The sequence below is a fragment of the Achromobacter sp. 46006 genome (assembly GCF_059761975.1).
In genome coordinates this window covers 1-25,389 of record NZ_JCBANN010000070.1, presented here as the reverse complement: position 1 = coordinate 25,389, position 25,389 = coordinate 1, and the positions used below count along the sequence as shown (strand labels likewise).

Genomic DNA, 25,389 nt, shown 5'->3' with positions numbered 1-25,389 from the left:
CTCGGTCAAGCGGGTGACGGACATCATGGGCGAGATCTCTGCGGCCTCGGAAGAGCAGTCCAGCGGTATCGACCAGGTCAACCGGGCGGTGTCGCAGATGGACGAGGTGACGCAGCAGAACGCGGCGTTGGTGGAAGAGGCGGCGGCCGCGGCCGGCTCGCTGCAGGAGCAGGCGCAGCGCCTGGCCGAAGCGGTGGCGGTGTTCAAGATCAATGCCGGCGAAGTGATCGAAGTGCCGGCGCAGCGCCTTTCCTCGGGTCGGCAAGGCGCCGACGACTCGCGGCTGCAAGCGTCTGACGCGCTTGCGCTTGGACATTGAGGTCGGCAGTGGCGACAGCAGCAAACCTGGCGCCGTCCATTCCGGTGGACCGCCAATTCGATTTCCGGGACGCGGATTTTTCCCGCGTCCGCAAGATGATCCATGCGCGGGCCGGTATCTCGCTGGGCGCGCACAAGCGGGAAATGGTCTACAGCCGGCTGGCGCGGCGCTTGCGCGCGCTGGGCCGGCAGGACTTCGCCAGCTATCTGGACCAGCTCGAGAATGAGCCGGATGCGGCGGAGTGGGAAGATTTCGTCAACGCGCTGACGACCAACCTGACTGCGTTCTTCCGCGAATCGCATCATTTTCCGATCCTGGCGGACTTCGCGCAGAAGCGCGGCGGTCCGGTGTCGGTCTGGTGTTGCGCGGCCTCCACCGGCGAGGAACCCTATTCCATCGCCATCACGCTGGCCGAAGCCCTGGGGCCGCGCGCCGGCGGCTGCACGGTGCTGGCCACCGACATCGACACCAATGTGCTGAATCGGGCGCGCAGCGCGGTCTATCCCGCCGAGCGCGTGGCCAAGATGGAAGAAAGCCGGCTCAAGCGCTTTTTCCTGAAAGGCCGCGGGGCCAACGCGGGACAGGTCAGGGTGCGGCCCGAGATCGCCGACATGGTGCGGTACGAGACCTTGAACCTGCTGGCGCCGTCGTGGCCGATCAGCGAGAAGTTCGACGTGATCTTCTGCCGCAACGTCATGATCTATTTCGACAAGCCGACCCAGGCGAAGATTCTCGAGCGGTTCGTGCCCTTGCTCAAGCCGGGTGGCCTGCTGTTCGCGGGCCATTCCGAGAATTTCACCTATATCAGTCGGGATTTCCGTCTGCGCGGGCAGACAGTGTACGAATGCGCGGGCAAGGTCTAGGCGGGCCCTCGCGGCAGGCTTGCGATCGTACCGAGGCGATAAACAATGCAGAAAATCAGAGTCTTATGTGTGGATGATTCCGCGCTGGTGCGCGGACTGATGACCGAAATCATCAATAGCCAGCCGGATATGGAAGTGGTTGCGACCGCGCCCGATCCGCTGGTGGCGCGCGAGTTGATCAAGAAGCACAATCCCGACGTGCTGACGCTGGACGTGGAAATGCCGCGCATGGACGGCCTGGATTTCCTCGAAAAGCTGATGCGCCTGCGGCCGATGCCGGTGGTGATGGTGTCGTCGCTGACCGAGCGGGGGGGGGAAATCACGTTGCGCGCGCTTGAACTGGGCGCCATCGACTTCGTCACCAAGCCCAAGCTGGGCATCCGCGACGGCCTGCTCGAATACACCGAGATCATCGCCGACAAGATCCGCGCGGCAGCGCGCGCCAAGTTGCGCGCGCCCAGTCCGCACGCCCCGGCGCCGGCTCCGGCGCCGATGTTGCGCCGGCCGCTGGCGAGTTCGGAAAAACTGGTGATCGTAGGCGCCTCGACCGGCGGCACGGAAGCCATCCGCGAAGTGTTGCAGCCCTTGCCGCCGGACAGCCCGGCGATCCTGATCACGCAGCACATGCCGGCCGGCTTCACGCGATCGTTCGCGCAACGGCTGGATGCGTTGTGCGCGGTGACGGTGCGCGAAGCCGTGCACGGCGAGCGCGTGCTGCCGGGCCACGTGTACCTGGCCCCGGGCGGCGAAATGCACATGCGCCTGGGGCGCAGCGGCGCCAACTACGTAATCGAGCTGGAAGCCAGCGAACCTGTCAATCGCCACCGCCCGTCGGTGGATGTGTTGTTTAATTCCGCGGCCTTGGCGGCGGGCAAGAACGCCATCGGTGTCATCCTGACCGGGATGGGCAAGGACGGAGCGGCCGGCATGTTGGCCATGCACCGCGCCGGCGCCCATACCATCGCGCAGGATGAAGCCAGTTGCGTGGTCTTCGGCATGCCCCGGGAGGCCATTGCGATCGGCGCGGCTGATGAAGTGGTGCCGCTGTCGGCGATGAGTGAGCGCATTCTGACTCGCCTGGGCGACCGGGGGCACCGCGTTTGATGCGGATGTCGTCCCGATCGATCTCAAGCAAATTTCTTCTGGAGTAAAAGATGGTAGACAAGGGCATCAAGATTCTGGTGGTGGATGATTTCCCCACCATGCGGCGGATCATCCGCAACCTGCTCAAGGAGTTGGGTTTCGAGAACGTGGATGAAGCCGAAGACGGCGCGATCGGCCTGGAAAAGCTGCGCAATGGCGGCTTCCAGTTCGTCGTGTCCGACTGGAACATGCCCAACCTGGACGGCCTGGAGATGCTCAAGCAGATCCGCGCCGACGCCAGCCTGGCCTCGCTGCCGGTGTTGATGGTGACGGCCGAGGCCAAGAAAGAGAACATCGTGGCGGCGGCCCAGGCCGGCGCCAACGGTTACGTGGTCAAGCCTTTCACCGCGGCAACGCTGGAAGAGAAGCTGGTCAAGATCTTCGAGAAACTCGGCGGCTGAGGTGTGCAATGAGCACGACGCAGAATGACGACCCGACCGATTCGCCCGACCTGATTCATCGCATTGCCTCGCTGACCCGCATGCTGCGTGACAGCATGCGCGAGCTGGGGCTGGACCAGGCGATCAAGGACGCGGCCAACGCCATCCCCGATGCCCGTGACCGCCTGCGCTATGTGGCGCAGATGACCGAGCAGGCCGCCAACCGCGTGCTGAACGCGACCGAGGCCGCCGGCCCGATCCAGGACGGCATGTCGCGCTCGGCCCAGGCGTTGGACAGCCGTTGGCAGCAATGGTACGACCAGCCGCTGGAGCTGCCCGAGGCCCGCGAACTGGTCAAGGATACGCGCGCGTTCCTGCAGGACGTGCCCAAGCAGACGCAGCAGACCCAGTCCAAGCTGATGGAAATCATCATGGCGCAGGACTTCCAGGATCTCACCGGTCAGGTCATCATGCGCATGATGGACGTGGTCGGCGCGATCGAGCGCGAGCTGCTGCAGGTGCTGCTGGACAACGTGCCGCAGGAGCGCCGCGACGAAGCCAACAGCCTGCTCAACGGGCCGCAGGTCAGTCCGCAGGGCAAGGCCGACGTGGTCACCAGCCAGGATCAGGTCGACGACCTGCTCGCCAGCCTCGGCTTTTGAGCGGGCGGGTGCCGCGTGACCGACCATGCCCGGCTGCCGGGCATGGTCGTATTCCCTAAGGGTGTGAAAGCGCGCCCTTGGGTAGACTGCAAACCAATAAGAATCGGGGCCCAGCAGTAGCAGACAGGGCGCGGCCACGCGCCCAGGCAACGGATGCCCGCAGAAGGCGATCCGGGCCGCACAAGGAGGTGCCATCTTGGCCAGATCCGTTTTCCGATTCGGAGGCATCTGGGGTTTGTTGCGCCGGCTCAATCGCGGCCGCGCCACGCTGTCCGAACGCCCGTTGTCCCTCAGCCCGGCCGCCTGGCCGTTGTACCGCTTCCTGGCGGGCATCCGTGAGCGCATCGCCACGGTGCGGCAATCCAGCATCGAAATCGCCTTGAACGCGGCCCGTACGCAGTTCCAGGCCGGGCGCTGTGCGCTGCTGGCGCAAGAGCAGGCTCGCGCGGCCGAGGCGTTGGCGGCCAGCGGCGCGCAGATCGCGGCGCTATCCGCGTCCACGTCGACCCACGCGCGCGATATCGCCGAGGTCTCGGCGCAGAATTTGCGCACGGCCGAACAGGCGCTGGCGGAGCTGTCCGAGGTCAAGGAGCGGGTCGATCGCATGACTCGCGAGATGACGGTCTTTACCGACGTGGTGGGCCAGTTGACGGACCGGGCGCGGTCGGTGGGCGACATCAGCAAGCTGATCAAGGATATCGCCCTGCAGACGCAACTGCTGGCGCTGAACGCAGGCGTCGAAGCCGCGCGCGCCGGCGATGCGGGGCGCGGCTTCACGGTGGTGGCCAGCGAGGTGGGGCGGCTGGCCGAGCGGGTCAATGCCGCCACCAGCGACATCGGCCGCCACACCGGCGAGATGATCGAACTGGTCGATTCGACCCAGCGCCAGACCGGCGCATTGCGCGATGACGTGGATGCTTCCGGCGCGGTGCTGGACAAGACCTGCCAGGACTTCCAGCATTTCGTGCACGATTTCGACAGCATGAACCGCCAGGTGGGCGAAGTGGTGCAGGCGATCGGCGAAGTCGATGCCACCAACCACGGCATGAGCCAGGACGTGAGCCGGATCGCGGCGCTGAGTGCCGACGTGCGCGAGCGGGTTGCCAGCATGTCTGGAGAAATCGACCGGATCCGGCGCCAGACCGAGAGCGTGCAGCAGGCATTGTCGGACATGCGCACCGGCAATACCGCTTTCGACCGGCTGGCGGAAACGCTGGAGGCTTTCCGGGCGGCGGCGACGCGGCTGCTGATGCATGCCCGCGCGCGCGGCCTGGACGTGTTCGACCGGCACTACCAGCGCATCGCGGGCAGCGAGCCGCCGCGCTATCACACGGCCTACGACCGGGCCATCGACGCGTCCCTGACGCGGTTGCTGGACAGCGTGCTGGATGCGGTGCCGGGCGGCAGCTATGCGCTGCTGGTGGACGCACGGGGCTATGCCCCGGCCCACAACAGCCGATATTCCCATGCGCCCAGCGGCGACCCGGCGCAGGACATCGCGCGGGTGCGCCACAAGCGGATTTTCGACGATCCGGTCGGCGCCCGGCTGGCCGCGAATACCGAAACCCTGCTGTTTCAGACCTATTCGCGGGACACCGGCGAGATTGTCAATGACATATCCGTGCCGTTGTTCCTGGACGGCGATCACTGGGGAGCGGTGCGCATTGGCCTGGATTATGCGTGTTTCCAGGCAGCCCAGGACGGCGCCGGGCAGGCTGCCAGGCCGGCGGCCGCGGCGGGGTGAGCGGCGCGGTGAATGGCCGCGGGAGGGCGCGGCGGACTGCGGTTCGCGGGCGCGCTGACCGTGCCTGGCAGGCGCCGGCGGAAGGCGGGTGCGCGGCGGGGGCGCGGCGCATCCGGGAATAGCGCCGCTTTCCCCCCGTTTCTTGGCTTATCGCCAAAAGGCCAGGCCTCCTAGAATCTCGGCGGGCAGCTCGTAATCCGTCAATCCGCGAGCCGCAACGATACCGCAGAGCATGGCCGAAGAAAGCGACCTCGAGAAAACCGAAGCCGCCTCTCCCAGGCGCCTGGAAAAGGCGCGCGAGGAGGGGCAGATTGCGCGTTCCCGGGAACTGGGCACGTTCATGATGCTGGCCGTCGGGGTCGGGACGATCTGGGCCACCGGGGCTTCGATTTATAAGGGACTGAACGGTGTGCTGCGCAACGGGCTGGCGTTCGACCAGCGCGTGGTGTCCGATCCCGGTGTCATGGTCGAGCAGGCCGTCGATGGCTTCGGCCACGCGCTGCTGGTGGTGTTGCCGATATTCGGCCTGCTGGCAGTGGTCGCGGTGCTGTCCAGCGTGCTGCTGGGCGGGATCGTAATCTCCGGCAAGCCGTTGTCGCCGAATTTCTCCAAGCTGAGCCTGTTCGCGGGGCTCAAGCGCATGTTCTCGTCGCAGACCGTGGTGGAGCTGATCAAGGCGCTGGCCAAGGCCCTGCTGGTGGGCGGGGTGGCGGTGTGGGTGCTGTGGCGCTATCACGACGATATGCTCAGCCTGATGCACGTGGCGCCGTCCGCGGCGCTGACCAAGGCATTGGGCCTGGTGGCGATGTGCTGCGCCTTCATTGTCGCTTCGTTGCTGATCGTGGTGCTGCTGGACGTGCCGTGGCAGATCTGGAGCCATCTGAAGAAGTTGCGCATGTCCAAGGAAGACGTGCGCCAGGAACACAAGGAAAGCGAGGGCGACCCCCACACCAAGGCCCGCATCCGCCAGCAGCAGCGGCAGGCGGCGCGCCGCCGCATGATGTCCGAGGTGCCCAAGGCCGACGTGGTCGTGACCAACCCGACCCACTACGCCGTGGCGCTGAAGTACGAGGAAGACAAGAGCGGCGCCCCGCGGGTGCTGGCCAAGGGCACCGGACTGGTGGCCGCCAAGATCCGCGAACTGGCCGCCGAGCATCGCATTCCCACATTGGAAGCGCCGCCGCTGGCGCGCGCCCTGTATCAACACGTCGAGCTGGGGCACGAAATCCCGGCCGAGCTATATACCGCCGTCGCGGAAGTGCTGGCGTGGGTCTTCCAGTTGCGCTCATGGCGCTCGGGATGGGGCGCCGAACCCGAGGCGCCCACGTCCCTGGCCGTGCCGGCCGCGCTGGACCCGCAGGCCAAATCCGCAGCACAAGGAGTTTAAGGAATGAGCGCTCTGCTCACCATGTTGAAAAGCACCGGAGGCACGCACGCGCGCCTGCTGGCCGGCCCCATCCTGATCGTGATGGTGCTGGGCATGATGGTGCTGCCGCTGCCCACCTTCCTGCTCGACCTGCTGTTCACCTTCAATATCGCGCTGTCGGTGATGATCCTGCTGGTGGCCATGTTCACCCGCAAGCCGCTCGACTTCGCCGCCTTCCCGGCGGTGCTGCTGTTCGCCACGCTGCTGCGCCTGTCGCTGAACGTGGCCTCGACCCGGGTGGTGCTGCTGCACGGCCACACCGGCCCGGACGCGGCGGGCAAGGTGATCGAGGCCTTCGGCCACTTCCTGGTGGGCGGCAACTTCGCCGTCGGCATCATCGTTTTCATCATCCTGACCATCATCAACTTCATCGTCATCACCAAGGGCGCGGGGCGGATCGCCGAAGTCGGCGCGCGCTTCACCCTGGACGCGATGCCCGGCAAGCAGATGGCCATCGATGCCGACCTGAACGCCGGCCTGATCGGCGAGGACGAGGCTCGCAAGCGCCGCGCCGAGGTGTCGCAGGAATCGGATTTCTTCGGCTCGATGGACGGCGCCAGCAAGTTCGTGCGCGGCGACGCCATCGCCGGCCTGCTGATCATGGCGATCAACGTCATTGGCGGCCTGATCGTGGGCGTGGCCCAGCACGACATGTCGATGAGCGAATCGGCCCGCGTCTACACCTTGCTGACCATCGGCGACGGCCTGGTGGCGCAGATCCCGGCGCTGGTGATCTCGACCGCCGCCGGTGTGGTGGTCTCGCGCGTGTCCACCGACCAGGACATCGGCCAGCAGATCATCAGCCAGCTATTCTCCAACCCCAGCGTGATGTTCCTGACGGCCGGCATCATCGGCATCATGGGCCTCATTCCCAACATGCCGCACATTGCCTTCCTGACCCTGGCCGGCGCGCTGGCCTGGGGCGGTTGGGCCATGCACAAGCGGCGCCAGGCGGCCGAGGTGGCCGCCGCCGAGGCGCCTCAGCAGGCGGTGACGCAGGCCCAGGCCGCCGCGGCCGAAGCCAGTTGGGACGACGTTTCGATGGTTGACCAGCTCGGCCTGGAGGTCGGCTACCGCCTGATCCCGCTGGTCGACCACGCCCAGAATGGCGAGCTGCTGCACCGCATCCGCAGCCTGCGCAAGAAATTCGCCCAGGACGTCGGGTTCCTGCCACCGGTGGTGCATATCCGCGACAACCTGGAGCTCAAGCCCAACGACTACCGCATCTTGCTGTCGGGGGTCGAGATCGGCCACGGCGTGGCCATGCCGGGCCAGTGGCTGGCGATCGACCCGGGCGGCGTGACCATGCAGATCAAGGGCACGCCCACCACCGACCCGGCCTTCGGCCTGCCGGCGCTGTGGATCGACGGCAGCCTGCGCGATCAGGCCCAGGTGGTCGGCTACACGGTGGTGGACGCCGGCACCGTGGTCGCCACCCACCTGAACCACCTGATGCACCGCCATGGCTCCAACCTGCTCGGTCGCCAGGAGGTGCAGCAATTGCTGGACCGCATCGGCCGCGATGCGCCCAAGCTGGTCGAGGACCTCGTGCCCAAGACGCTGTCGCTCACGGCGCTGCAGAAGGTGCTGCAGGGCCTGCTGGCCGAGGAAGTGCCGATCCGCGACATGCGCACCATCATCGATACGCTGTCCGAGCACGGCCCGCGTCTGGCGGCGCTGGCGGCCGGCACCGGGGGCCAGCCCGATATCAACGAACTGATCGCGCTGACTCGCCGTTCGCTGGGCCGCGCCATTACCCAGCAGTGGTTCCCGGGCGAAGGCGAGTTGCGGGTGATCGGCCTCGATGTCAAGCTCGAGCGGGTACTGTCGCAGGCGCTGACCACCAGTGGCGGCCTGGAGCCGGGCCTGGCCGATACCTTGCTGCGCGAAACCCAGGCGGCGGTCGAGCGCCAGGAGTCGCAGGGCAATGCCCCGGTGCTGCTGGTGTCGCCGGTGCTGCGCGCGCCTTTGTCGCGCTTCCTGCGCCACCATCTGCCGCAGTTGGGGGTGCTGTCGAACACGGAGATTCCGGATGAGCGCATGGTCCGCGTGACCGCGCTCATCGGCGGAGGTAATGGTCAATGAAAATAAGCCGCTTCTTTGGCGCCAACAGCCGCGAAGTCATGCGCCAGGTGCGCCAGGTGCTCGGTCCCGACGCGTTGATTGTGTCGAACCGCAGTGTGGATGGGGGCATCGAGGTGCTGGCCACGGTCGAGGGTGCGTTCGAGGACGCGCCCCGGCATGCGCGGGATCATGCGCCGCCGGCCTACGCCGATGGTCACGCGCCACCCCGCGCGCCGCTGACGCACGAGACGCCGGCGGTGCCGCCACCTGCCTATGCTTCGCCCGCGCCGCGGCCGGCTCATGGCGCCAGCGCGCAGCCGGCGGGCCCGCTGCCGTCCCCCGTGGCCTCGCCCATGACGCCACCGGTGGCGCCACAACCGGCCTACGCCGTGCCATCGCGCTCCATCGCCGCCTATCAGTCGGCTTATGCCGCGCCGGCCGCGCCGGCGCATGCGGGGCGCGAGGCAGTGGCCGAGCCCGTCGTCCGCCAGGCGCCGCCAGTGGCCAGCCCGGCGCCCGCCATGGCGCCGCCGCCCGTGGCCGCGGCTGCCGTGGCCGCGCCGGCGGCGCCCGTGCGCATGGAAATGCCGGCCTTGCCGCCGGCGCGTGAACTGCCGCCGGCGATGGCGCGCACGCCCGATGCGCCGCTGCGCAATGGGCCGGGGGTGCCGCCAGCGGCGTTGCCCGGCGATGCCGCGGCTGGGCTGCAGGACGCCATCAGCGCCTTGCGCGGCGCGCTCGAAAGCCGCATGGACGGCCTGCTCTGGGGAGGGCGCCAGGGGCCGGGGCGCGAGCCGGCGGGCGCCGCCTTGTTCCGCAGCCTGCTGGACGCGGGCTTCAGTACCAAGCTGGTGCGCACGCTGGTCGAGCGCATGCCGGCAGGCATGACGTCCGACGCGGCGCTGGCCTGGGCTCGCAATGAACTGGTCACGCATCTGCCGGTGCTGGGCTCGGAAGATGAATTCCTGGGCGGCGGCGTGTATGCGCTGGTTGGTCCCACCGGCGTCGGCAAGACCACCACGCTGGCCAAGCTGGCGGCGCGTTGCGTCGCCCGCGAAGGGCGCGAGCAGGTGGCGATGCTGACCACCGATAATTTTCGGATCGGCGCGCTCGAGCAGTTGCAGATCTACGGCCGCCTGATGGGCGTGCCGGCGCACTCGGTACGCGATGCCGGCGAGCTGCGCCGCATCCTGGGTGAACTGGGCAACCGCAAGATCGTGCTGATCGACACCACCGGCATCAGCCAACGCGACCGCCAGGTCGCCGAGCAGGCCGCGATGCTGTGCAATGCCGGCAAGCCGGTGCGCCGGTTGCTGGTGCTCAATGCCGCCAGCCAGGGCGATACGCTCGACGAGGTGGCGCACGCCTATCGCAATGGCGTGGGCGAGGATGTGGCCGGCTGCATCATCACCAAGCTCGACGAGGCCTCGCGCCTGGGCGCGGCGCTGGACACGGCGATCCGTCATCGGCTGCCGATTCACTATTCGTCGATTGGCCAGAAGGTGCCGGAGCATCTGGAGCTGGCGCGCGCCGATGCGCTGATCGACCGCGCCTTTGCCATGATGGAGCGCGCCCGCGCGTTGTACTCGCCGAGCGAGGCCGACATGGCGTCGTTGTGGTCGACGCCGCGCGAGGCCGAAGCGGCGGATCCGGCGCGCCGTCGCCAGTTGCTGGCCTCGGCCATTCTGCGTCCGCAAGGCGGCGCAGGCTCGATCGAGGCCGCGCAGAATCTGGACGATACCCTGGGCTGGCTCGATACCGATCCAGCCTGCGTGCAGGCGCGCGCCTCGTGGCGCGAGTATGTCAGTGACGGCGCTGGCTCGAGCCTGGCGGCGCTGGGCGAGACGCCGCTGGCAGTGGTGCGGCGGGAGTTCTCCAGCGCGTGCAGCCGCAACCTGCTGGTGATGCATGGCAAGACCAGCATGAAGGGCGAGGCGCTGCCGGGCGGCACGCTGCTCAGCGCGGTGCTGATGAGCGACCGTGGCGCGGCATTGGCCGCGCCGGCGCAGCAACTGGTGCTGCCGCACGGCATGCTGTCTTCGTTTGCCCCGGCCGCGGCGGCCCAGCCGGACACGGCGCTGGCGCTGGAGGCGCGGGTGCGCTGGCTGGGCCAGCAGTTGTCCAGCGTGCCGGCCGTGCACATGCTGGAGGCCGGCACCTCGGCGCTGTGGCAAAGCCTCAGCGAGCAGGGCGTGTCGTGGGTGGCGCGCAGCCCCGGGGGCATGCGGGTCATCCAGGATGATTGCCCGACCAACCTGAATGCGGTGGGCAAGAGCGTCGGCTATCTGCCGGTGGGGCAGCCGGGTGACATGCCTGGCCTGCGGGCGGTTGCCGGTACCCGGCCGGCGCCGCTGGCGCTGTGGGCGTCGGGCACCGAGATCGGCTTGCCCGGACGCGGCGAAGCGGCCCGGTTGCGGCTGGTGTGCGCGCGCCTGATCGATACGGTCAGTGGGCAGGTGGCGGGCCAATTGTTCGGCTTGACCAACCTGTCGGCCAGCCAGGCCGACGCCGCCACGGTGGCGCGCTGGCTGGTGCTGCAGGACGAGGCGCGGGCCGGCTTCCGCTACATGGCCAATGCCTGGCAGGCGTTGCCCGCGGTCGACGGCGCGCATACGCTGGCGCGGCAATCGCTCATGGCCGGCCAATTGGGCGCGGCCTGCTGGCAACTGGCGCATGCGTCGGCTGCCGACGGTGTGCGGGCGACGTTGGCCGGTGTCGTCAGCCCGGAGCGCAAGCTGTCCGGGCGCCTGTTGCCGGTGGCGCTGCTGAAGATGTTCGCGATGCTGGAGATGGCCGGCGGCGTCTAGCGGCGCTTACGCGGGGAGAATCCTGCACGACAAGACAAACAGCCCGCGAATTGCGGGCTGTTTGTCTTGTTGCCCCGGCTGGCCGGGGGAAGCGCGGAGCGGCCTAGCCGGCGACGATGGGCTTGCGACCCGGCGCGTTGCGGGCGCCACGGCCCTGGGCGTCATAGGTGGAGGCGCCGCCCAAACCGCCAATCTGGCGCAGCGCGTCCAGCGATTGCTGGGTGTAGCGCAGGTGCACGTCGATCAAGGCGCCGTTGCGCATGTTGATCTCGTTGGCCGAGGCCGACTTGGACAGCAGGGCCTGCCAGACGCCGGACAATTGCGGATGCAGCACGGCGGCCTGCTCGGTGCCGGCGTGGCCGGCGGGCAGGCCGATCTCGGCCAGCAGGCCGTCACGGGTGTTGCTCAGGTCGACCAATTGCCGGGCGACACTGCCCTTGCGTTCGGTGATGTCATGCAGCGCGTCGACGTTGCCGGGTCCGACCAGCACCTTGGTTTCTTCTTCCAGGATGGAAGAAAACTCGGTGATCAGAGCGTCTTCCTGTTTCAGGCAGGCTTGCAGGGACTCGACAGGGCTCATGGTCATGCTGGGACGGGGCGGGAGGCGAAGGTCGCGAAAACGGCGGATTGACGACGGGTTTATTTCAGCAGGTCGCGGGCGCTGGCGATCAGGCCGTCGGCGATGCGGCTGGTATCGATCTTGAGCTGGCCCGAGGCGATGGCGGCGCGGATGGCGGCAACGCGCTCGACGTTGATGTCGTTCGAGCCGTCCTGCAGGGCGAGCATTTTGCGCGAAGCCGAACTCAGCGCGACTTGCGAGCTGCTGGCGCCGCTTGCGCCGCCGGCGCCATAGGCCTGGGCGACCGCGGACTCGGCGCGAGGGCTGACGGCGTCGGGCGAGATGGGCCGGTTGGTGGTCGAATTGATTTTCAAGGTGTTCTCCGCAGGGCGTCCTGGGTCGGTTTGCGACGGGTCCGCCTACTTATGCCTCTGTAACGACAGAGCCGGAAAGAACTTTAGGGCAGGCGGCCTGTTGCCGCAATGCGATATGTAACATGACCTAAAGTTGTATTTCGACCAGGCCGGCGTTGCGCACCACGCCGCTGACCACCTGGCCGCTGGCGGTGCGGACCTGCACGGTGGCGCCGGGCGCCGCGTTGTCCAGGGCCAGTCCTTCGCTGCTGACGACAAAGCCCTTGCCGCGGGCGTTGATGCGCACATTCGAGCCACGCAATACCGACTGCGCGTTGCGCAGCGCCGTACTCTTGACCGGCTGGCCGGCATTGATGCGATAGGCCGCCGTCATGCCGATCACGGCTTCGGGGCGTGTGATGGCGCCGGGCGGCAGGGCCACCAGGTCGCCCTCGCGCGGGGTCAGGTCGGCCGGGGTCAGCGCCTGGCCCGCGGCGATCATGCGCGAGGCGACATAGTAGTTGCCCGGCACGCTGACCGTGGCTTGCAGGTAGGTGGTCCAGGCCTTGGGGGCGTTGCAGCGCACGCCCACCGTCATGCGCGAACGCAGCCTCATACCCGATGGCATAAATGGGGACATGGCATCGCAGGGCGCCAGCCGCTCGACCCGCGGCGGATCGAGCGCCACGGAAGGCTGGCCGGGCAGGGCGGCCAGTTGTTCCAGCAAATACGCCTGCGCGGTGGCGATGATGGCTTCCGGCGCCTGCGTCGGGGCGTCCTGAGCCTGGGCTGCCACGGCGGGGGCCAGCAGCAGGGCGGCCAGGCAGACAGCGCGCGCGCGGAGGATGGCGGGGGATTTCATGATGTCTGAATTGTAGAAGCCCGTGCCGCGCGGCAATACGTGAATTGGATGAGAAATGATGGGTTATTTGGTTGATTGTGTTGTGCCGCCGAACCCTATGATGCCGTCATCCAATGGGATAGCGGTGTGTCCGCCGTCCCGGGTTTCATCCGTATTGAAGGCGATCCGATGTTAGACCGGCTTAATGAAGATTTCCGCTTCTTCCAGCAGTCCCTGGCGCTGCGTGCGCAGCGCCAGGAAGTGCTGTCCTCCAACATCGCCAATGCCGACACGCCTAACTACAAGGCGCGCGATTTCGATTTCAAGGCGGCGATGCAGAACGCCATCGAAGGCTCCATGCGTCTGCCCGATACGTCGTTGACGCTGACCTCGGCGCGCCACATTCCGGCCAAGGCCGTCTCCGAGGGCCCGACCCAGATGCTGTATCGCCTGCCGTACCAGCCCAGCCTGGACGGCAATACCGTCGACATGGACATCGAGCGCGTGCAGTTCGCCGATAACACCTTGCATTACCAGAGCACGATGCAACTGCTGTCGGGGCGCATCCGCACCATGATGGCCGCCATCCAGGATTGATTTTCAAAGGGAACCGCAGGCAATGTCCTTGTTGAGCATTTTCGATATCGCCGGTTCGGCACTGAGCGCGCAGTCGCAGCGCATGAACGTGGCGGCCAGCAACATGGCCAACGCCGACAGCGTAGTCGGCCCCGACGGCCAGCCGTACCGGGCCCGCCAGGTGGTATTCCAGGTCAACCCGCCGGCCGGCCAGGCGCTGGGCCGCGAGATCGGCGGCGTCCGGGTGGCGGGCGTGGTGGTGGACCAGTCGCCGCTCAAGATGGTCTACGACCCCAAGCATCCGCTGGCTGACGCCCAGGGCTACGTCAGCATGCCCAACGTCGACCCCGTGGCCGAGACCGTCAACATGATCGCGGCGTCGCGCTCGTACCAGGCCAACGTCGAGGTGCTGAACACCGCCAAGAGCCTGATGCAGAAAACCCTCACCATCGGCCAATCCTGATTCTCCTGATTCCGCGCGCCGCGCCGCCCGCGCGGAAGTTTTTGAAGAAGTGAACCCATGACTACCGTCGACCAATCCACAAGCACGACCGGCCTGGGCCTTGCGCAAGTTGGCGCCAACGGCTCGAGCACCGCGCAGGGCCTGCAGGACCAGTTCCTGAAGCTGCTCGTGACGCAGCTCAAGAACCAGGACCCGCTGAACCCGATGCAGAACGCCGAGCTCACCTCGCAGCTGGCGCAGATCTCCACGGTGGAAGGCATCACGAACCTGAAGAACACCATGCTGGCCATCAGCGGCCAGATCGACGTGTCGCAGTCGATGAATGCCGTGGCGATGATCGGCAAGGGCGTGCTGGTCCCGGGGGCGAGCGTCAAGGTTGGCGTGGATGCCGAGAATCCCTCCGAGCGCGTGGTCACGCCCTACGGCCTGGATCTGCAGAATGATGCGACCAAGGTCCAGGTGCGCATTTCGGACAGCAATGGCGCGGTCGTGCGCACCATCGAGCTGGGCGAGCAGAAGGCCGGCGTGTACACGCTGGACTGGGATGGCAAGAACGACGCCGGCGTGGCGCTGGACGCGGGCGCGTATACCGTGTCCGTGCTGGCCACGGACGGCGACGGCAAGAAGGTGGCCGCCGAAGTGCTGAAGTACGGCAAGGTCAAGAGCGTGGCCTACTCCACCAATGGCCTGCGTCTGGACATGGGCCTGGACGGCCAGACCAGCATGCTGGACGTGCGCAAGGTGATCGGCTGAGGCCAGCCGGTTTGATGATCAGCCGGCGCCACGGCGGCGGTTTCCAAATTTAGAGATTAGCGAGAGAAAACATGGGCTTCGGACAAGGATTGAGCGGCTTGAACGCCGCGGCGCAGAACCTGGACGTCATCGGCAACAACATCGCCAACTCGGGCACTGTCGGCTTCAAGTCGTCGACCGCCTCGTTCGCCGACGTCTATGCCAGCTCGCGCGTCGGCCTGGGCACCAAGGTGTCCGGCATCACCCAGCGCTTCACGGTGGGCACGGTCACTGGCGGCGGCGGTGAATACGATATCGCCATCGACGGCGCCAAGGGCATGTTCCGCGTCACCGACCAGAGCGGCGCGGTCATGTACAGCCGTAACGGCGAATTCCTGGTCGACAAGAACAACTTCATCGTCAACGCGCAGGGCTACCGCCTGACGGGCTATCCCGCCGGCGGCATCGGCGCCAACCCGGTCGAACTGCAACTGCCCACCGCCAACGTGGCGCCCAAGGCCACCAGCACGGCCACCACCGTCGCCAACCTGGATGCCAACGCCAAGGTCATCTACCAGGTCGACACCGTGACCTCGCCGGCAGTGCCCGGCTCGGTGACGCTGGGCGGCACCGCTTATACCTTCACCCGGGCGGCTGGTGGCGCCATCACCTGGACGCCGGGCAACCCGCCCGCGGCCACCTACGGCACCGCGCCCGACACCGTGACCATCGACGCCACGGGCCAGGTCACCGCCGGCAACCTCAACGTCATTCCCGGCTTCGTCGACTACACCGCCGCCGTGACCGAGGTCGGCAGGCCGTTCGATCCCAAGGTCACCACCAGCTACACCAACGCCTCGCCCATGACGGTGTACGACTCGCTGGGCAACTCGCACCAGGTGATGCAGTACTTCGTCAAGCGCGCCGCCGATGCCGCTGGCAATAGCGTCTACGATGTCTACTACACCATCGACGGCCAGGCCATGGCGCCGACCACCGAGGCGGGCGGTGTGTGGGGCAACCCGACGCAGTTCACGTTCAACAAGGCCGGCGCCATGACCAGCGCCAACACGGTCAACCTGTCGTTCGCCACGCCGGGCGGCAACACCACCCCGGCCGATCCCCTGGCCATCGCCGTCAACTACACCGGCACCACGCAGTACGGCAGCGCCTATGCGCTCAAGAGCCAGCCGGACGGCTACACCTCGGGCGAATTCAGCGGCATCAATATCAGCGCCGACGGCAGCCTGGTGGCCCAGTACACCAACGGCGAAACGTCGATCGTCGGCACCATCGTGCTGGCCGACTTCGCCAACCTGCAGGGCCTGCAGCCGGTGGGCAACAACGCCTGGAAGGAAACCGCCTCTTCTGGCCAGCCGATCCTCGGCCAGCCGGGCAGCAACGGCATGTCCAAGGTGGTGGGGCAGGCGACCGAAGCCTCGAACGTCGACATGAGCAAGGAACTGGTCAACATGATCATTGCCCAGCGCACCTACCAGGCCAACTCGCAGACCATCAAGACCCAGGACGAAATCATGCAAGTCCTGATGAACCTGAAGTAATGCCCGACGGGCACGCGACGACACCGACGGAATAGGCAATGGATCGAATCATCTACACCGCCATGAATGGCGCAGCGCGGATCACGGAACACCAGGCCGCGCTCTCCAACAACATGGCCAACGTGAACACACCGGGTTTTCGCGAGCAGATCGCGTTGTACCGGTCGGTTCCGGTGAACGACGGCGTGAGCCTGCCGACGCGTGTCTCGACGGTGGCGTCGACGCCCCGCAACAACTTCGAGATGGGCAACATGCAGACCACCGGGCGCGACCTGGACGTGGCCCTGGCCAGTTCCAATGGCTGGATCGCCCTGCAAACCCCGCAGGGCGAGGCCTACACCCGCGCCGGCAGCCTGCAGGTGGGAATCAACGGCCTGTTGCAGACGTCGCTGGGCCAGCCGGTGATGTCCGACCAGAACGGCGTCATCGACGTGCCGGACCAGGCATCGCTGACGATCACCTCGGACGGCACGATCACCGCCATCGGTGCCGGCGATGCCCCCAACAATATTCTCAACCTGGGTCGCATCAAGCTCGTCAATCCTCCGGAAGCGCAATTGGTGCATGGCGACGACGGCGTCTTCCGCATGGCGCCGGTCAACGGCCAGCCGGCGCCGCCGCAGCCCGCCGACCCCAGCCTGCGGGTGCTGTCCGGCGTGCTGGAAGGCAGCAACACCAATCCCATGGCGTCGATGGTGGGCATGATCGAAAACGCCCGTCGCTTCGAGCAGCAGATGCAGGTGGTGCAGCAGGCGGACCGCAACGCCGAGCGCGCCAACGGCATTCTGTCGGTCGGCTGATCGGGTCGGTTGATCCGGATAACAATTTTCGCGCGCGGCCGGGCCGCCGCACCAGGAGTACTTCATCATGATGCGTTCGCTGTGGATTGCCAAGACGGGCCTGGAAGGTCAACAGACCTCGATGGACGTGATTTCCAACAACTTGGCCAACGTCGCGACCAATGGCTTCAAGCGTGGCCGCGCCGTGTTCCAGGACCTGATGTACCAGACCCTGCGCCAACCCGGCGCGCAGGTGGGCGATGCGACGCAATTGCCGTCGGGCCTGCAGCTCGGCACCGGTGCCCGCGTGGCCGCCACCGAGCGCATCCACACCACCGGCGGCCTGAACAACACCGGCGGCGAACTGGACGTGGCGATCAACGGTCGCGGCTTCCTGCAGGTCGAGCTGCCGGACGGCACCCAGGCCTACACCCGCGATGGCGCGCTGCAGCGCGACCAGAACGGCCAGTTGACCACGGTCAGCGGCTACGTGATCCAGCCGCCCATGAACGTGCCCGACAATGCCCTGTCGATCTCCATCGGCAAGGACGGCATCGTCTCGGTGACGCAGCCGGGCGCCGCCGGCGTCAACGTGCAGATCGGCCAGTTGCAGATCGCCACCTTCATCAACCCCACCGGCCTGCAGAGCGTCGGCGAGAACCTGTATCTGGAAACCGACGCCTCGGGTCCGGCCAACCTGTTGCAGCCCGGCGTCGACGGCGCTGGCACGTTCTTGCAGAACTACGTGGAAACCTCCAACGTGAACGTGGCCGAGGAACTGGTCAACATGATCACGACCCAGCGCGCTTATGAAATGAACAGCAAAGCCGTCAAGACCTCGGACGAAATGCTGGCCCGCCTGACTCAACTGTGATGCCTATGCCTGTCTTGCGTCTGGTTTCGAGCGCGGCCCTGGCGTTGCTGGTGGCCGGTTGCGCCATGATTCCGCCCGAGCCCATCGTGACCGGGCCGACGACGGCGCCGCCGCCGCCGCCGCCGATGCCGGCGGCGCAGCCTACCGGCTCGATCTACCAGCCCACGACTTACGGCAACTACCCGTTGTTCGAGGACCGCCGGCCGCGCAACGTCGGCGATATCGTCACCATCGTGCTGAACGAAAAGACGAACGCCTCGAAGAACGTCGCCACCAACACCAACCGCAGCGGCAGCGCCAGCCTGGGCATCACTGCGGCGCCGTCCTTCATGGACAGTTGGGCCAACGCCAACCTGAATACCGACGCCAAGGGCGGCAACGTGGCGCAGGGCAAGGGCGACAGCACCGCCAACAACGCCTTCACCGGCACCATCACCACCACGGTGGTGGGGGTGATGTCCAACGGCAACCTGCAGGTGGCCGGCGAAAAGCAGATCGCCATCAACCGTGGCAGTGAATACGTGCGCTTCTCGGGCGTGGTCGATCCCCGCTCGATCACCGGGACCAACACGGTGTCCTCGACCCAGGTGGCCGACGCCCGTATCGAATACCGCAGCAAGGGCGTCATGGACGAGGTCCAGACGATGGGCTGGCTGCAACGCTTCTTCCTGATCGTTTCGCCGTTCTGACCATGAAACATCCCACTCCGATTTCCGCCTTGCTGTCCCTGCTGGCCCGCGCCTGTGTCGTGGCCGGGCTGCTGGCCGGCGCCACGGCGGCGCACGCCGAGCGGCTCAAGGACCTGGCATCCATCCAGGGCGTGCGCGGCAACCAGCTCATCGGCTATGGCCTGGTGGTGGGCCTGGACGGCAGCGGCGACCAGGTGCGCCAGACGCCGTTCACGCAGCAGAGCCTGACCAACATGCTGTCGCAATTGGGCATCACCGTGCCTGCCGGCAGCAACATGCAGCTCAAGAACGTGGCGGCGGTCATGGTGACGACGACCCTGCCGGCCTTCGCACGGCCCGGCCAGACGCTGGACGTGGTGGTGTCCTCCATGGGCAACGCCAAGAGCCTGCGCGGCGGCACGCTGTTGATGACGCCGCTCAAGGGCGCCGACAGCCAGGTCTACGCGATCGCCCAGGGCAACATCCTGGTCGGCGGCGCCGGCGCCTCGGCCGGCGGTTCCAGCGTGCAGATCAACCAGCTCAACGGCGGCCGCATCAGCGGCGGCGCGATCGTCGAACGCGGCGTGCCCACCACCTTCGCGCGCGACGGCTATATCTACCTGGAAATGAACAACACCGACTTCGGCACCGCCCAGAACGTGGTGACGGCGTTGAACCGCAAGTTCGGACAAGGCACCGCCACGGCGCTGGATGGCCGCGTGGTGCAGGTGCGCAGCCCCATGGAGCTTTCGGCGCAGGCGCGCTTCCTGTCGCAGGTCGAGGACCTGCAGGTGACGCGCGCGCCGACCGTCGCCAAGGTCATCATCAATGCCCGCACCGGCTCGGTGGTCATGAACCGCACGGTCATGATCGAAGAGGCTGCCGTGGCGCACGGCAACCTGTCGGTCATCATCAACCGCCAGAACCAGGTGTCGCAACCGGATACGCCCTTCACCGAAGGGCAGACGGTGGTGGTGCCCAACACCCAGATCGAAGTGCGCCAGGAAAACGGTTCGCTGCAGCGCGTGAACACCAGCGCCAACCTGGCCGACGTGGTCAAGGGCCTGAACGCGCTGGGCGCCACGCCCCAGGACCTGCTGGCGATCCTGCAGGCCATGAAGAGCGCCGGCGCCCTGCGCGCCGAACTGGAAATCATCTGACCGCCATGGCCTACACCAGCCCCTCCACGCGCCTGGGCAGCCGCCAGGATTCCGTCTTCGACATGGGGCGCCTGTCGGACCTGAAGCGCGAAGTGACCAAGGATCCTGCCCACCCCGCCACCGAGCAGCAAAAGCAGGTCGCCAAGCAGTTCGAGGCCCTGTTCCTGCAGATGATGCTCAAGCGGATGCGCGAAGCCACGCCCAAAGAGGGCCTGTTCGACTCGCAGCAGACCCAGATGCTGCAATCGATGGCCGACGAGCAATTGGCGTTGCACCTGGCCACGCCGGGCATCGGCCTGTCGCAGTCGATCCTGGCGCAGATGCAGCAGGGCAAGCCGGGTGAACTGCCGACCGAGGCGGTGCAGCGGCTGGGGCAGGGCACCGACCTGGATTTCCAGACAGGCGGTTCGCGCCAGGTGTCGGCATTGATGGACGTGATGCGCAACAATCGCGCCAGCGACCGGGCCCTGGCCGCGGCCGAGGGGGCGCCCGAGCATGTCATCAACTTCGTCTCGAAGATGTCGCGCGCGGCCACGCTGGCCTCGCAGCAGAGCGGCGTGCCGGCGCGCCTGATCATGGGCCAGGCGGCCCTGGAATCCGGCTGGGGCCAGCGCGAGATCAAGCACGAGGACGGCCGCACCAGCTACAACCTGTTCGGCATCAAGGCCGGCCCGAGCTGGAAGGGCAAGGTGGTCAATGTGCTGACCACGGAATACGAAGACGGTGTCGCAAAAAAAGTGACGCAGCCATTCCGGGCTTATTCGTCCTACGAGGAATCGTTCGCCGACTATGCCCGCCTGATCGGCAACAGCCCGCGCTACGAGGCCGTGACGCAGGCGCGCAACGAAATCGAGGCAGCGCACCGCATCCAGAGCGCCGGCTACGCCACCGACCCGCAATATGCGCAAAAACTGATCGGCGTCATGGGCCAGTTGCGGGGTGCGGCCGCCAAGGTGGATATTTCGCGCCAGATGTTGGAAGGACTCTAAATTTGGACCACCTGGTGCCGTTAATCGGGTATCCAGAAATATCAGTCGCGGTTACATACGGGGCACTGTCAGCATGAATCTGTACAAATTGGCGTTGGGTGGGCTGAACGCATCCCAGGCGGGATTGGCCACTACCGGCCACAACATCAACAACGCCACCACGGTCGGTTATAACCGCCAGCGCGTCATGATCTCGACCGCCGGCGCCCAGGCCACCAGCAATGGGTTCATTGGCCGCGGCGTGCAGGTTGACACCGTCGTGCGCAGCTACGACAGCTTCCTGTACAAGCAACTGGTCGGCGCCCAGGGCAGCAGCGCCCAGTTGCAGACGCAACTGGATCAGGTGTCGCAGATCAACAATCTGTTCGCCGACCGCACCGTGGGCATCGCGCCGGGACTGACCAATTTCTTCACCAGCATGAACACCGTGGCCAGCAAGCCGGCGGATCCCGCCGCGCGTCAGGATTTGCTGGGCAAGGCCAACAGCCTGACCACCCAGATCCGTTCGGCCTACCAGGAAATGCAGAACCAGCGCCTGGGCCTGAACACGCAGATCACCACCACTGTCGAGCAGGTCAACAGCTACCTGTCCCGCATCAACGACCTGAACACCCAGATCGGCATTGCGCGCGGCAAGGGCGCCGGCAACCCGCCTAACGACTTGCTGGACCAGCGCGACCAGGCGGTCTCCGAGCTGAACCAGCTGATCGGCATCACCACCTACGAGCAGGGCGACAAGCTCAACATCTCGCTGGCTTCGGGGGGCCAGGCGCTGCTGTCCGGCGAAACCGTCTACCCGTTGCAAGCGGTGTCGTCCGCCAAGGACGTCAGCCGCACCGTGGTCGCCTACACCTTGCCCGCCGGTTCGGGCGGCAAGACCGTGTCGGTCGAGCTGAACGACGCCGAAGTCAGCGGCGGCAAGCTGGGCGGTCTGCTGCAGTTCCGCGCCAGCTCGCTGGACTTCATGCAGGCCCAGTTGGGCCAGATGGCGGTCGGCCTGGCCATGACGTTCAACGAACAGCACCGCCAGGGTCTGGACACCGCCGGCAACGCCGGCACCGATTTCTTCAGCATCGGCAGCCCCCAGGGCGTGCCGAATGCCAACAACAAGAGCGGGGCGCAGCTCAGCGGCACGTTCACGAACGTGGACAACATCAACGCCAAGGACTACGAAATCAGTTTCGACGGCGCGAATTACCGCGTGATGCGCCTGCCGGAAGGCACCCAGGTATATAACGGCCCGGCCACGGGCACGCCGCCCACCGCCACGCTCGACCTGACCGACGAGATGGGCGTGTCGCTGACGATCGATTCGCCCCCGCAGGCGGGCGACAAATGGTCGCTGTCGCCCACGCGCGACGCCGCCCGCGACATCAACGTGCTGATCACCGATCCCGAAAAGGTCGCCGCGGCCGACGCCGACGGCGGTGATGCCAACGGCAAGAACGCGCTGCTGCTGGCACAACTGCAGACGCGCAAGGTGCTGGGCCATGGCACCATGAGCATCACCGAGATGTTCGGGCAGGTGGTCAACACCGTTGGTGTGCAGACCGCGCAGATCACTTCGGCCAACACCGCCCAGAAGAATCTCGTCGCCCAGAAGACCGCGGCGCAGCAGTCGGTGTCGGGCGTGAACCTGAACGAAGAATACGTGAGCCTGTCGCTCTACCAGGAGCAGTACCAGGCCAGCGCCCGCATCATCGACGTCGCCAGCACGCTGTTCGATACGCTGCTGGGCCTGCGCGGCTGATCCGGATCGTTGCAATCGTGACCTATCAAGACCTATTTGGAGCTTCCCCATGCGCCTGAGCACCTCGATGATGTATTCGAACGGCCTGAAGGGCGTTCTCTCTCAGGAATCCGACATGAACCGCCTGGTGGAACAGGTGGGCAGCGGCAAGAAGTTCCTGACGCCGGCCGATGATCCGCTGTCGGCGTCGCTGGCGATCAACGTGGCGCAGACCCAGAGCATGAACGCCACGTACCTGCTCAACCGCAACACCGCCAAGACCAACCTGGGGCAGGAAAACAACGTTCTCGACTCCATCACCACGGCGCTCGCCGACGTGCGTACGCGCGTGGTGCAGGCCGGTAACGGCACCTTCGCCGACAGCGACCGCCAGGCCCTGTCGACCGCGTTGAAGAATGCCCGGGAAGCCCTGCTCGGCCTGGCGAACAGCACCGATGGCAATGGCCAGTACCTGTTCTCCGGCTACCAGGGCGGCGTGGTGCCCTACGCGCAGGATGCCAACGGCAAGATCGTCTACAGCGGCGCCACCGGCGAGCGCACGGTGCAGGTCGACCAGTCGCGCCAGATGTCCAGCAGCGACATCGGCAGCGACATCTTCAACCGGGCAAATCCGGGCTCGCAGGCCTATGTCAGCACCGCCGCCGAGGCCAACACCGGCACGGCCCAGTTCGGCACCGTCTCTGTGACGCCGGGCAGCCCCAACATCGGCAAGAACTTCAAGCTGCAATTCGAATCCGACCCGGCCACCGGCAACATGGGATACCGCGTCATCACGACGGATCCCAACGCCAACCCGCCCGTGCCGCCCGTGATCAATCCGGCGCCGCCGACGGCGCCCACCGCGTACACGCCCGATGCCGCGATCGACTTCGGTGGGGTGTCGGTGGTCGTCAAGGGCACGCCGCAGAACGGTGACGTGATCGACGTGGAAAGCGTGCAGTCCGCCAACGTCGATATTTTCAATACGCTGGACAACCTGATCAAGACGCTGGATTCGCCGATTGCAGGCGATTCGGTGGCGCTGGCCAAGCTCAACAACGAATTGGCGACGGCCAACAAGAAGCTGTCGACCAACTACGACAACGTGCAGACGGTCGCCGCCTCGGTGGGCGCCCGCATGAACGAACTGGAGGCATTGGACGCCACGGGTACCCAGAAGGGCCTGGGCTATTCCAAGTCCTTGTCGGATCTCGAAGACCTGGACTACTACTCGGGCGCCAGCCAGTTGGCCTTGCGCCAGGTGGCGTTGCAGGCGGCGTCCGCGGCATTCATGACCATCCAGGGGTCGAGTCTTTTCAGCCGCAAGTAATGCGGTGAGTTCATAGGCCGTTGTCCCGCAGGGGCGCGGCATGTTGCGCCCTTACGGACGCTTCCGGCGGCATGCCGGAGCGTCCGTGTGTGCGTACAGGGTAGGAATTTTGTCGTTTCAATAACGCTCGGATAATTCATGCTTGTCAATTTGAAAGTTCGCACCTGCATCATCGTGGTGTTGTTGCTCTTCACCGGTGCCATGTTCGTCTCCAACGGCGTTGCGTGGATGGGATTGAATTCCAGCAATAGCAAGCTGGATCAGATCAACGCCGCCTACACCGACCTGGGGGTGCCGCTGAACCGCGCCTACACCGTCTTCCTGCGGGCACGCCTGCTGCTATCCACCTCGCTGATGGACATGCAGCAGGGCAAGACCGAACAAGCTACCGCGCAGGCCAAGCGCTCGGAGGGCTTGACGCAGGAAGCGCTCAAGATGATGGATGACTTCCGCAAGGCGCCGCAGCTATCCGGCACGCAGGCGCTGGGCCAGGCATTGGACGCGGCGCAAAAGGAATACGAAGCGGTGCTCAGGGGCCAGGCGACGGCATTGTCGAACATGGCGATTCAGGATTACCTGAATCTCAATGATTCCGCCAGTCGCGTCAACACCAAGTTCCGTGAAGCGATCGACAATTATCTGGATTTCATCGACAAGCGTACCGACGAGTTGGCGGCCCAGGCACTGGTGGACCACAACATCTCGCGTACCGTCACGATTGCGCTGCTGGTGATTGCAGCGTTGCTGGCGATCGGCTGTTGGATTTTCATCAGCCGCACGGTGCTGCGCCCCTTGCATGAGGCGGGGAATCATTTCGAGAAGATCGCTGGCGGTGACTTCACCGGACGCATCGACGTGCGCAGCACCAACGAGATCGGCCAGTTGTTTGCCGCCGTCAAGCGCATGCAGGAAAGTCTGACCCGCACGGTGGCCATCGTGCGCCGGGGCGTGGACGAGATCAATGTCGGTTCGCGCGAGATTTCGGCCGGCAACACCGACCTGTCCAGCCGCACCGAGCAGCAGGCTGCCTCGCTGGAGGAAACCGCGGCATCGATGGAAGAGTTGGCTTCGACGGTCAAGCAGAACGCGGACAACGCGCGCCAGGCGAACCAGTTGGCGGCCAGCGCTTCGGACGTGGCCGAGCGCGGCGGTTCGGCGGTGGCCGAAGTGGTCAACACCATGCAGGGCATTTCGGCCAGTTCGCGCAAGATTTCCGAGATCGTGTCGGTAATCGACGGCATTGCGTTCCAGACCAACATCCTGGCGCTGAACGCGGCGGTGGAAGCGGCGCGCGCGGGCGAGCAGGGCAAGGGCTTCGCGGTGGTGGCGGGCGAGGTGCGCTCGCTGGCGCAGCGCAGCGCGCAGG

23 protein-coding genes and 1 pseudogene are annotated in these 25,389 nt (G+C 66.3%); 21 read left to right on the top strand and 3 right to left on the bottom strand.

The features are described from left to right. From AC6LKG_RS23175 to flhF, 9 genes and pseudogenes are all read left to right on the top strand, one after another. Positions 1–319, top strand: a pseudogene (locus AC6LKG_RS23175) (methyl-accepting chemotaxis protein); the annotation flags it as partial. A gap of 8 nt (positions 320–327) precedes the next feature. Continuing rightward, complete coding sequence (locus tag AC6LKG_RS23170; RefSeq protein ID WP_498168627.1) at positions 328–1,182, top strand: CheR family methyltransferase; 855 nt, start codon at positions 328–330, stop codon at positions 1,180–1,182. 45 nt (positions 1,183–1,227) lie between these two features. After that, entirely contained in the window at positions 1,228–2,286 is a 1,059-nt protein-coding gene (locus AC6LKG_RS23165) for a protein-glutamate methylesterase/protein-glutamine glutaminase (protein ID WP_498168625.1), read from the top strand. 50 nt (positions 2,287–2,336) lie between these two features. Beyond that, complete coding sequence (gene cheY, locus AC6LKG_RS23160) at positions 2,337–2,726, top strand: chemotaxis response regulator CheY (RefSeq protein ID WP_175135906.1); 390 nt, start codon at positions 2,337–2,339, stop codon at positions 2,724–2,726. Between the two features lie 8 nt (positions 2,727–2,734). Continuing rightward, positions 2,735–3,367: a protein phosphatase CheZ gene (cheZ, locus tag AC6LKG_RS23155; protein WP_498168624.1), complete on the top strand. Its 633-nt coding sequence runs from the start codon at positions 2,735–2,737 to the stop codon at positions 3,365–3,367. A gap of 196 nt (positions 3,368–3,563) precedes the next feature. Further along, entirely contained in the window at positions 3,564–5,111 is a 1,548-nt protein-coding gene (locus AC6LKG_RS23150) for a methyl-accepting chemotaxis protein (protein WP_498168622.1), read from the top strand. A gap of 232 nt (positions 5,112–5,343) precedes the next feature. Continuing rightward, on the top strand, positions 5,344–6,498 hold the full coding sequence (gene flhB, locus AC6LKG_RS23145) for a flagellar biosynthesis protein FlhB (RefSeq protein WP_498168620.1): 1,155 nt from the start codon (positions 5,344–5,346) through the stop codon (positions 6,496–6,498). Between the two features lie 3 nt (positions 6,499–6,501). Then, on the top strand, positions 6,502–8,622 hold the full coding sequence (gene flhA, locus AC6LKG_RS23140) for a flagellar biosynthesis protein FlhA (RefSeq protein WP_498168618.1): 2,121 nt from the start codon (positions 6,502–6,504) through the stop codon (positions 8,620–8,622). After that, complete coding sequence (gene flhF, locus AC6LKG_RS23135) at positions 8,619–11,408, top strand: flagellar biosynthesis GTPase FlhF (RefSeq protein WP_498168616.1); 2,790 nt, start codon at positions 8,619–8,621, stop codon at positions 11,406–11,408. The genes flhA and flhF overlap by 4 nt, the downstream gene beginning before the upstream one ends. Positions 11,409–11,511: 103 nt before the next feature. Here flhF and AC6LKG_RS23130 read toward each other — a convergent pair whose 3' ends face one another. From AC6LKG_RS23130 to flgA, 3 genes are all read right to left on the bottom strand, one after another. Next, positions 11,512–11,988, bottom strand: a complete 477-nt coding sequence (locus AC6LKG_RS23130) for a flagella synthesis protein FlgN (protein ID WP_498168615.1) — start codon at positions 11,986–11,988, stop codon at positions 11,512–11,514. A gap of 59 nt (positions 11,989–12,047) precedes the next feature. Next, entirely contained in the window at positions 12,048–12,341 is a 294-nt protein-coding gene (flgM, locus tag AC6LKG_RS23125; protein ID WP_175135829.1) for a flagellar biosynthesis anti-sigma factor FlgM, read from the bottom strand. A 127-nt stretch (positions 12,342–12,468) separates the two neighbouring features. Further along, positions 12,469–13,182 carry a flagellar basal body P-ring formation chaperone FlgA gene (gene flgA, locus AC6LKG_RS23120; RefSeq protein ID WP_498168613.1) on the bottom strand — a complete coding sequence of 238 codons (714 nt, stop codon included), beginning with the start codon at positions 13,180–13,182 and terminating at the stop codon, positions 12,469–12,471. A gap of 168 nt (positions 13,183–13,350) precedes the next feature. Here flgA and flgB point away from each other — a divergent pair, with 168 nt between their 5' ends. The 12 genes from flgB to AC6LKG_RS23060 all read left to right on the top strand — a co-directional run. After that, a complete protein-coding gene (gene flgB, locus AC6LKG_RS23115) occupies positions 13,351–13,758 on the top strand; it encodes a flagellar basal body rod protein FlgB (protein WP_498168611.1) in 408 nt (135 codons plus the stop codon). A gap of 22 nt (positions 13,759–13,780) precedes the next feature. After that, on the top strand, positions 13,781–14,200 hold the full coding sequence (gene flgC, locus AC6LKG_RS23110) for a flagellar basal body rod protein FlgC (protein ID WP_175135826.1): 420 nt from the start codon (positions 13,781–13,783) through the stop codon (positions 14,198–14,200). 57 nt (positions 14,201–14,257) lie between these two features. Beyond that, positions 14,258–14,953 (top strand): flagellar hook capping FlgD N-terminal domain-containing protein, encoded by a 696-nt coding sequence (locus AC6LKG_RS23105; RefSeq protein ID WP_498168609.1) that lies wholly within the window; start codon positions 14,258–14,260, stop codon positions 14,951–14,953. 71 nt (positions 14,954–15,024) lie between these two features. Continuing rightward, positions 15,025–16,494, top strand: coding sequence for a flagellar hook-basal body complex protein (locus tag AC6LKG_RS23100; RefSeq protein WP_498168607.1), 1,470 nt, complete (start codon positions 15,025–15,027; stop codon positions 16,492–16,494). A gap of 38 nt (positions 16,495–16,532) precedes the next feature. Continuing rightward, positions 16,533–17,294: a flagellar basal body rod protein FlgF gene (locus AC6LKG_RS23095; protein ID WP_498168606.1), complete on the top strand. Its 762-nt coding sequence runs from the start codon at positions 16,533–16,535 to the stop codon at positions 17,292–17,294. 67 nt (positions 17,295–17,361) lie between these two features. Further along, a complete protein-coding gene (gene flgG, locus AC6LKG_RS23090) occupies positions 17,362–18,147 on the top strand; it encodes a flagellar basal-body rod protein FlgG (protein WP_498168604.1) in 786 nt (261 codons plus the stop codon). Then, positions 18,147–18,836, top strand: coding sequence for a flagellar basal body L-ring protein FlgH (locus AC6LKG_RS23085; protein WP_498168603.1), 690 nt, complete (start codon positions 18,147–18,149; stop codon positions 18,834–18,836). The genes flgG and AC6LKG_RS23085 overlap by 1 nt, the downstream gene beginning before the upstream one ends. Positions 18,837–18,838: 2 nt before the next feature. Further along, complete coding sequence (locus AC6LKG_RS23080; protein WP_498168601.1) at positions 18,839–19,975, top strand: flagellar basal body P-ring protein FlgI; 1,137 nt, start codon at positions 18,839–18,841, stop codon at positions 19,973–19,975. A gap of 5 nt (positions 19,976–19,980) precedes the next feature. Then, positions 19,981–20,964, top strand: coding sequence for a flagellar assembly peptidoglycan hydrolase FlgJ (gene flgJ / locus AC6LKG_RS23075; RefSeq protein ID WP_498168599.1), 984 nt, complete (start codon positions 19,981–19,983; stop codon positions 20,962–20,964). A gap of 73 nt (positions 20,965–21,037) precedes the next feature. Next, positions 21,038–22,714: a flagellar hook-associated protein FlgK gene (gene flgK / locus AC6LKG_RS23070; RefSeq protein ID WP_498168596.1), complete on the top strand. Its 1,677-nt coding sequence runs from the start codon at positions 21,038–21,040 to the stop codon at positions 22,712–22,714. 49 nt (positions 22,715–22,763) lie between these two features. After that, entirely contained in the window at positions 22,764–24,023 is a 1,260-nt protein-coding gene (flgL, locus tag AC6LKG_RS23065; RefSeq protein WP_498168593.1) for a flagellar hook-associated protein FlgL, read from the top strand. 138 nt (positions 24,024–24,161) lie between these two features. Continuing rightward, on the top strand, positions 24,162–25,389 hold a 1,228-nt coding region (locus tag AC6LKG_RS23060), incomplete at its 3' end, for a methyl-accepting chemotaxis protein (protein WP_498168590.1).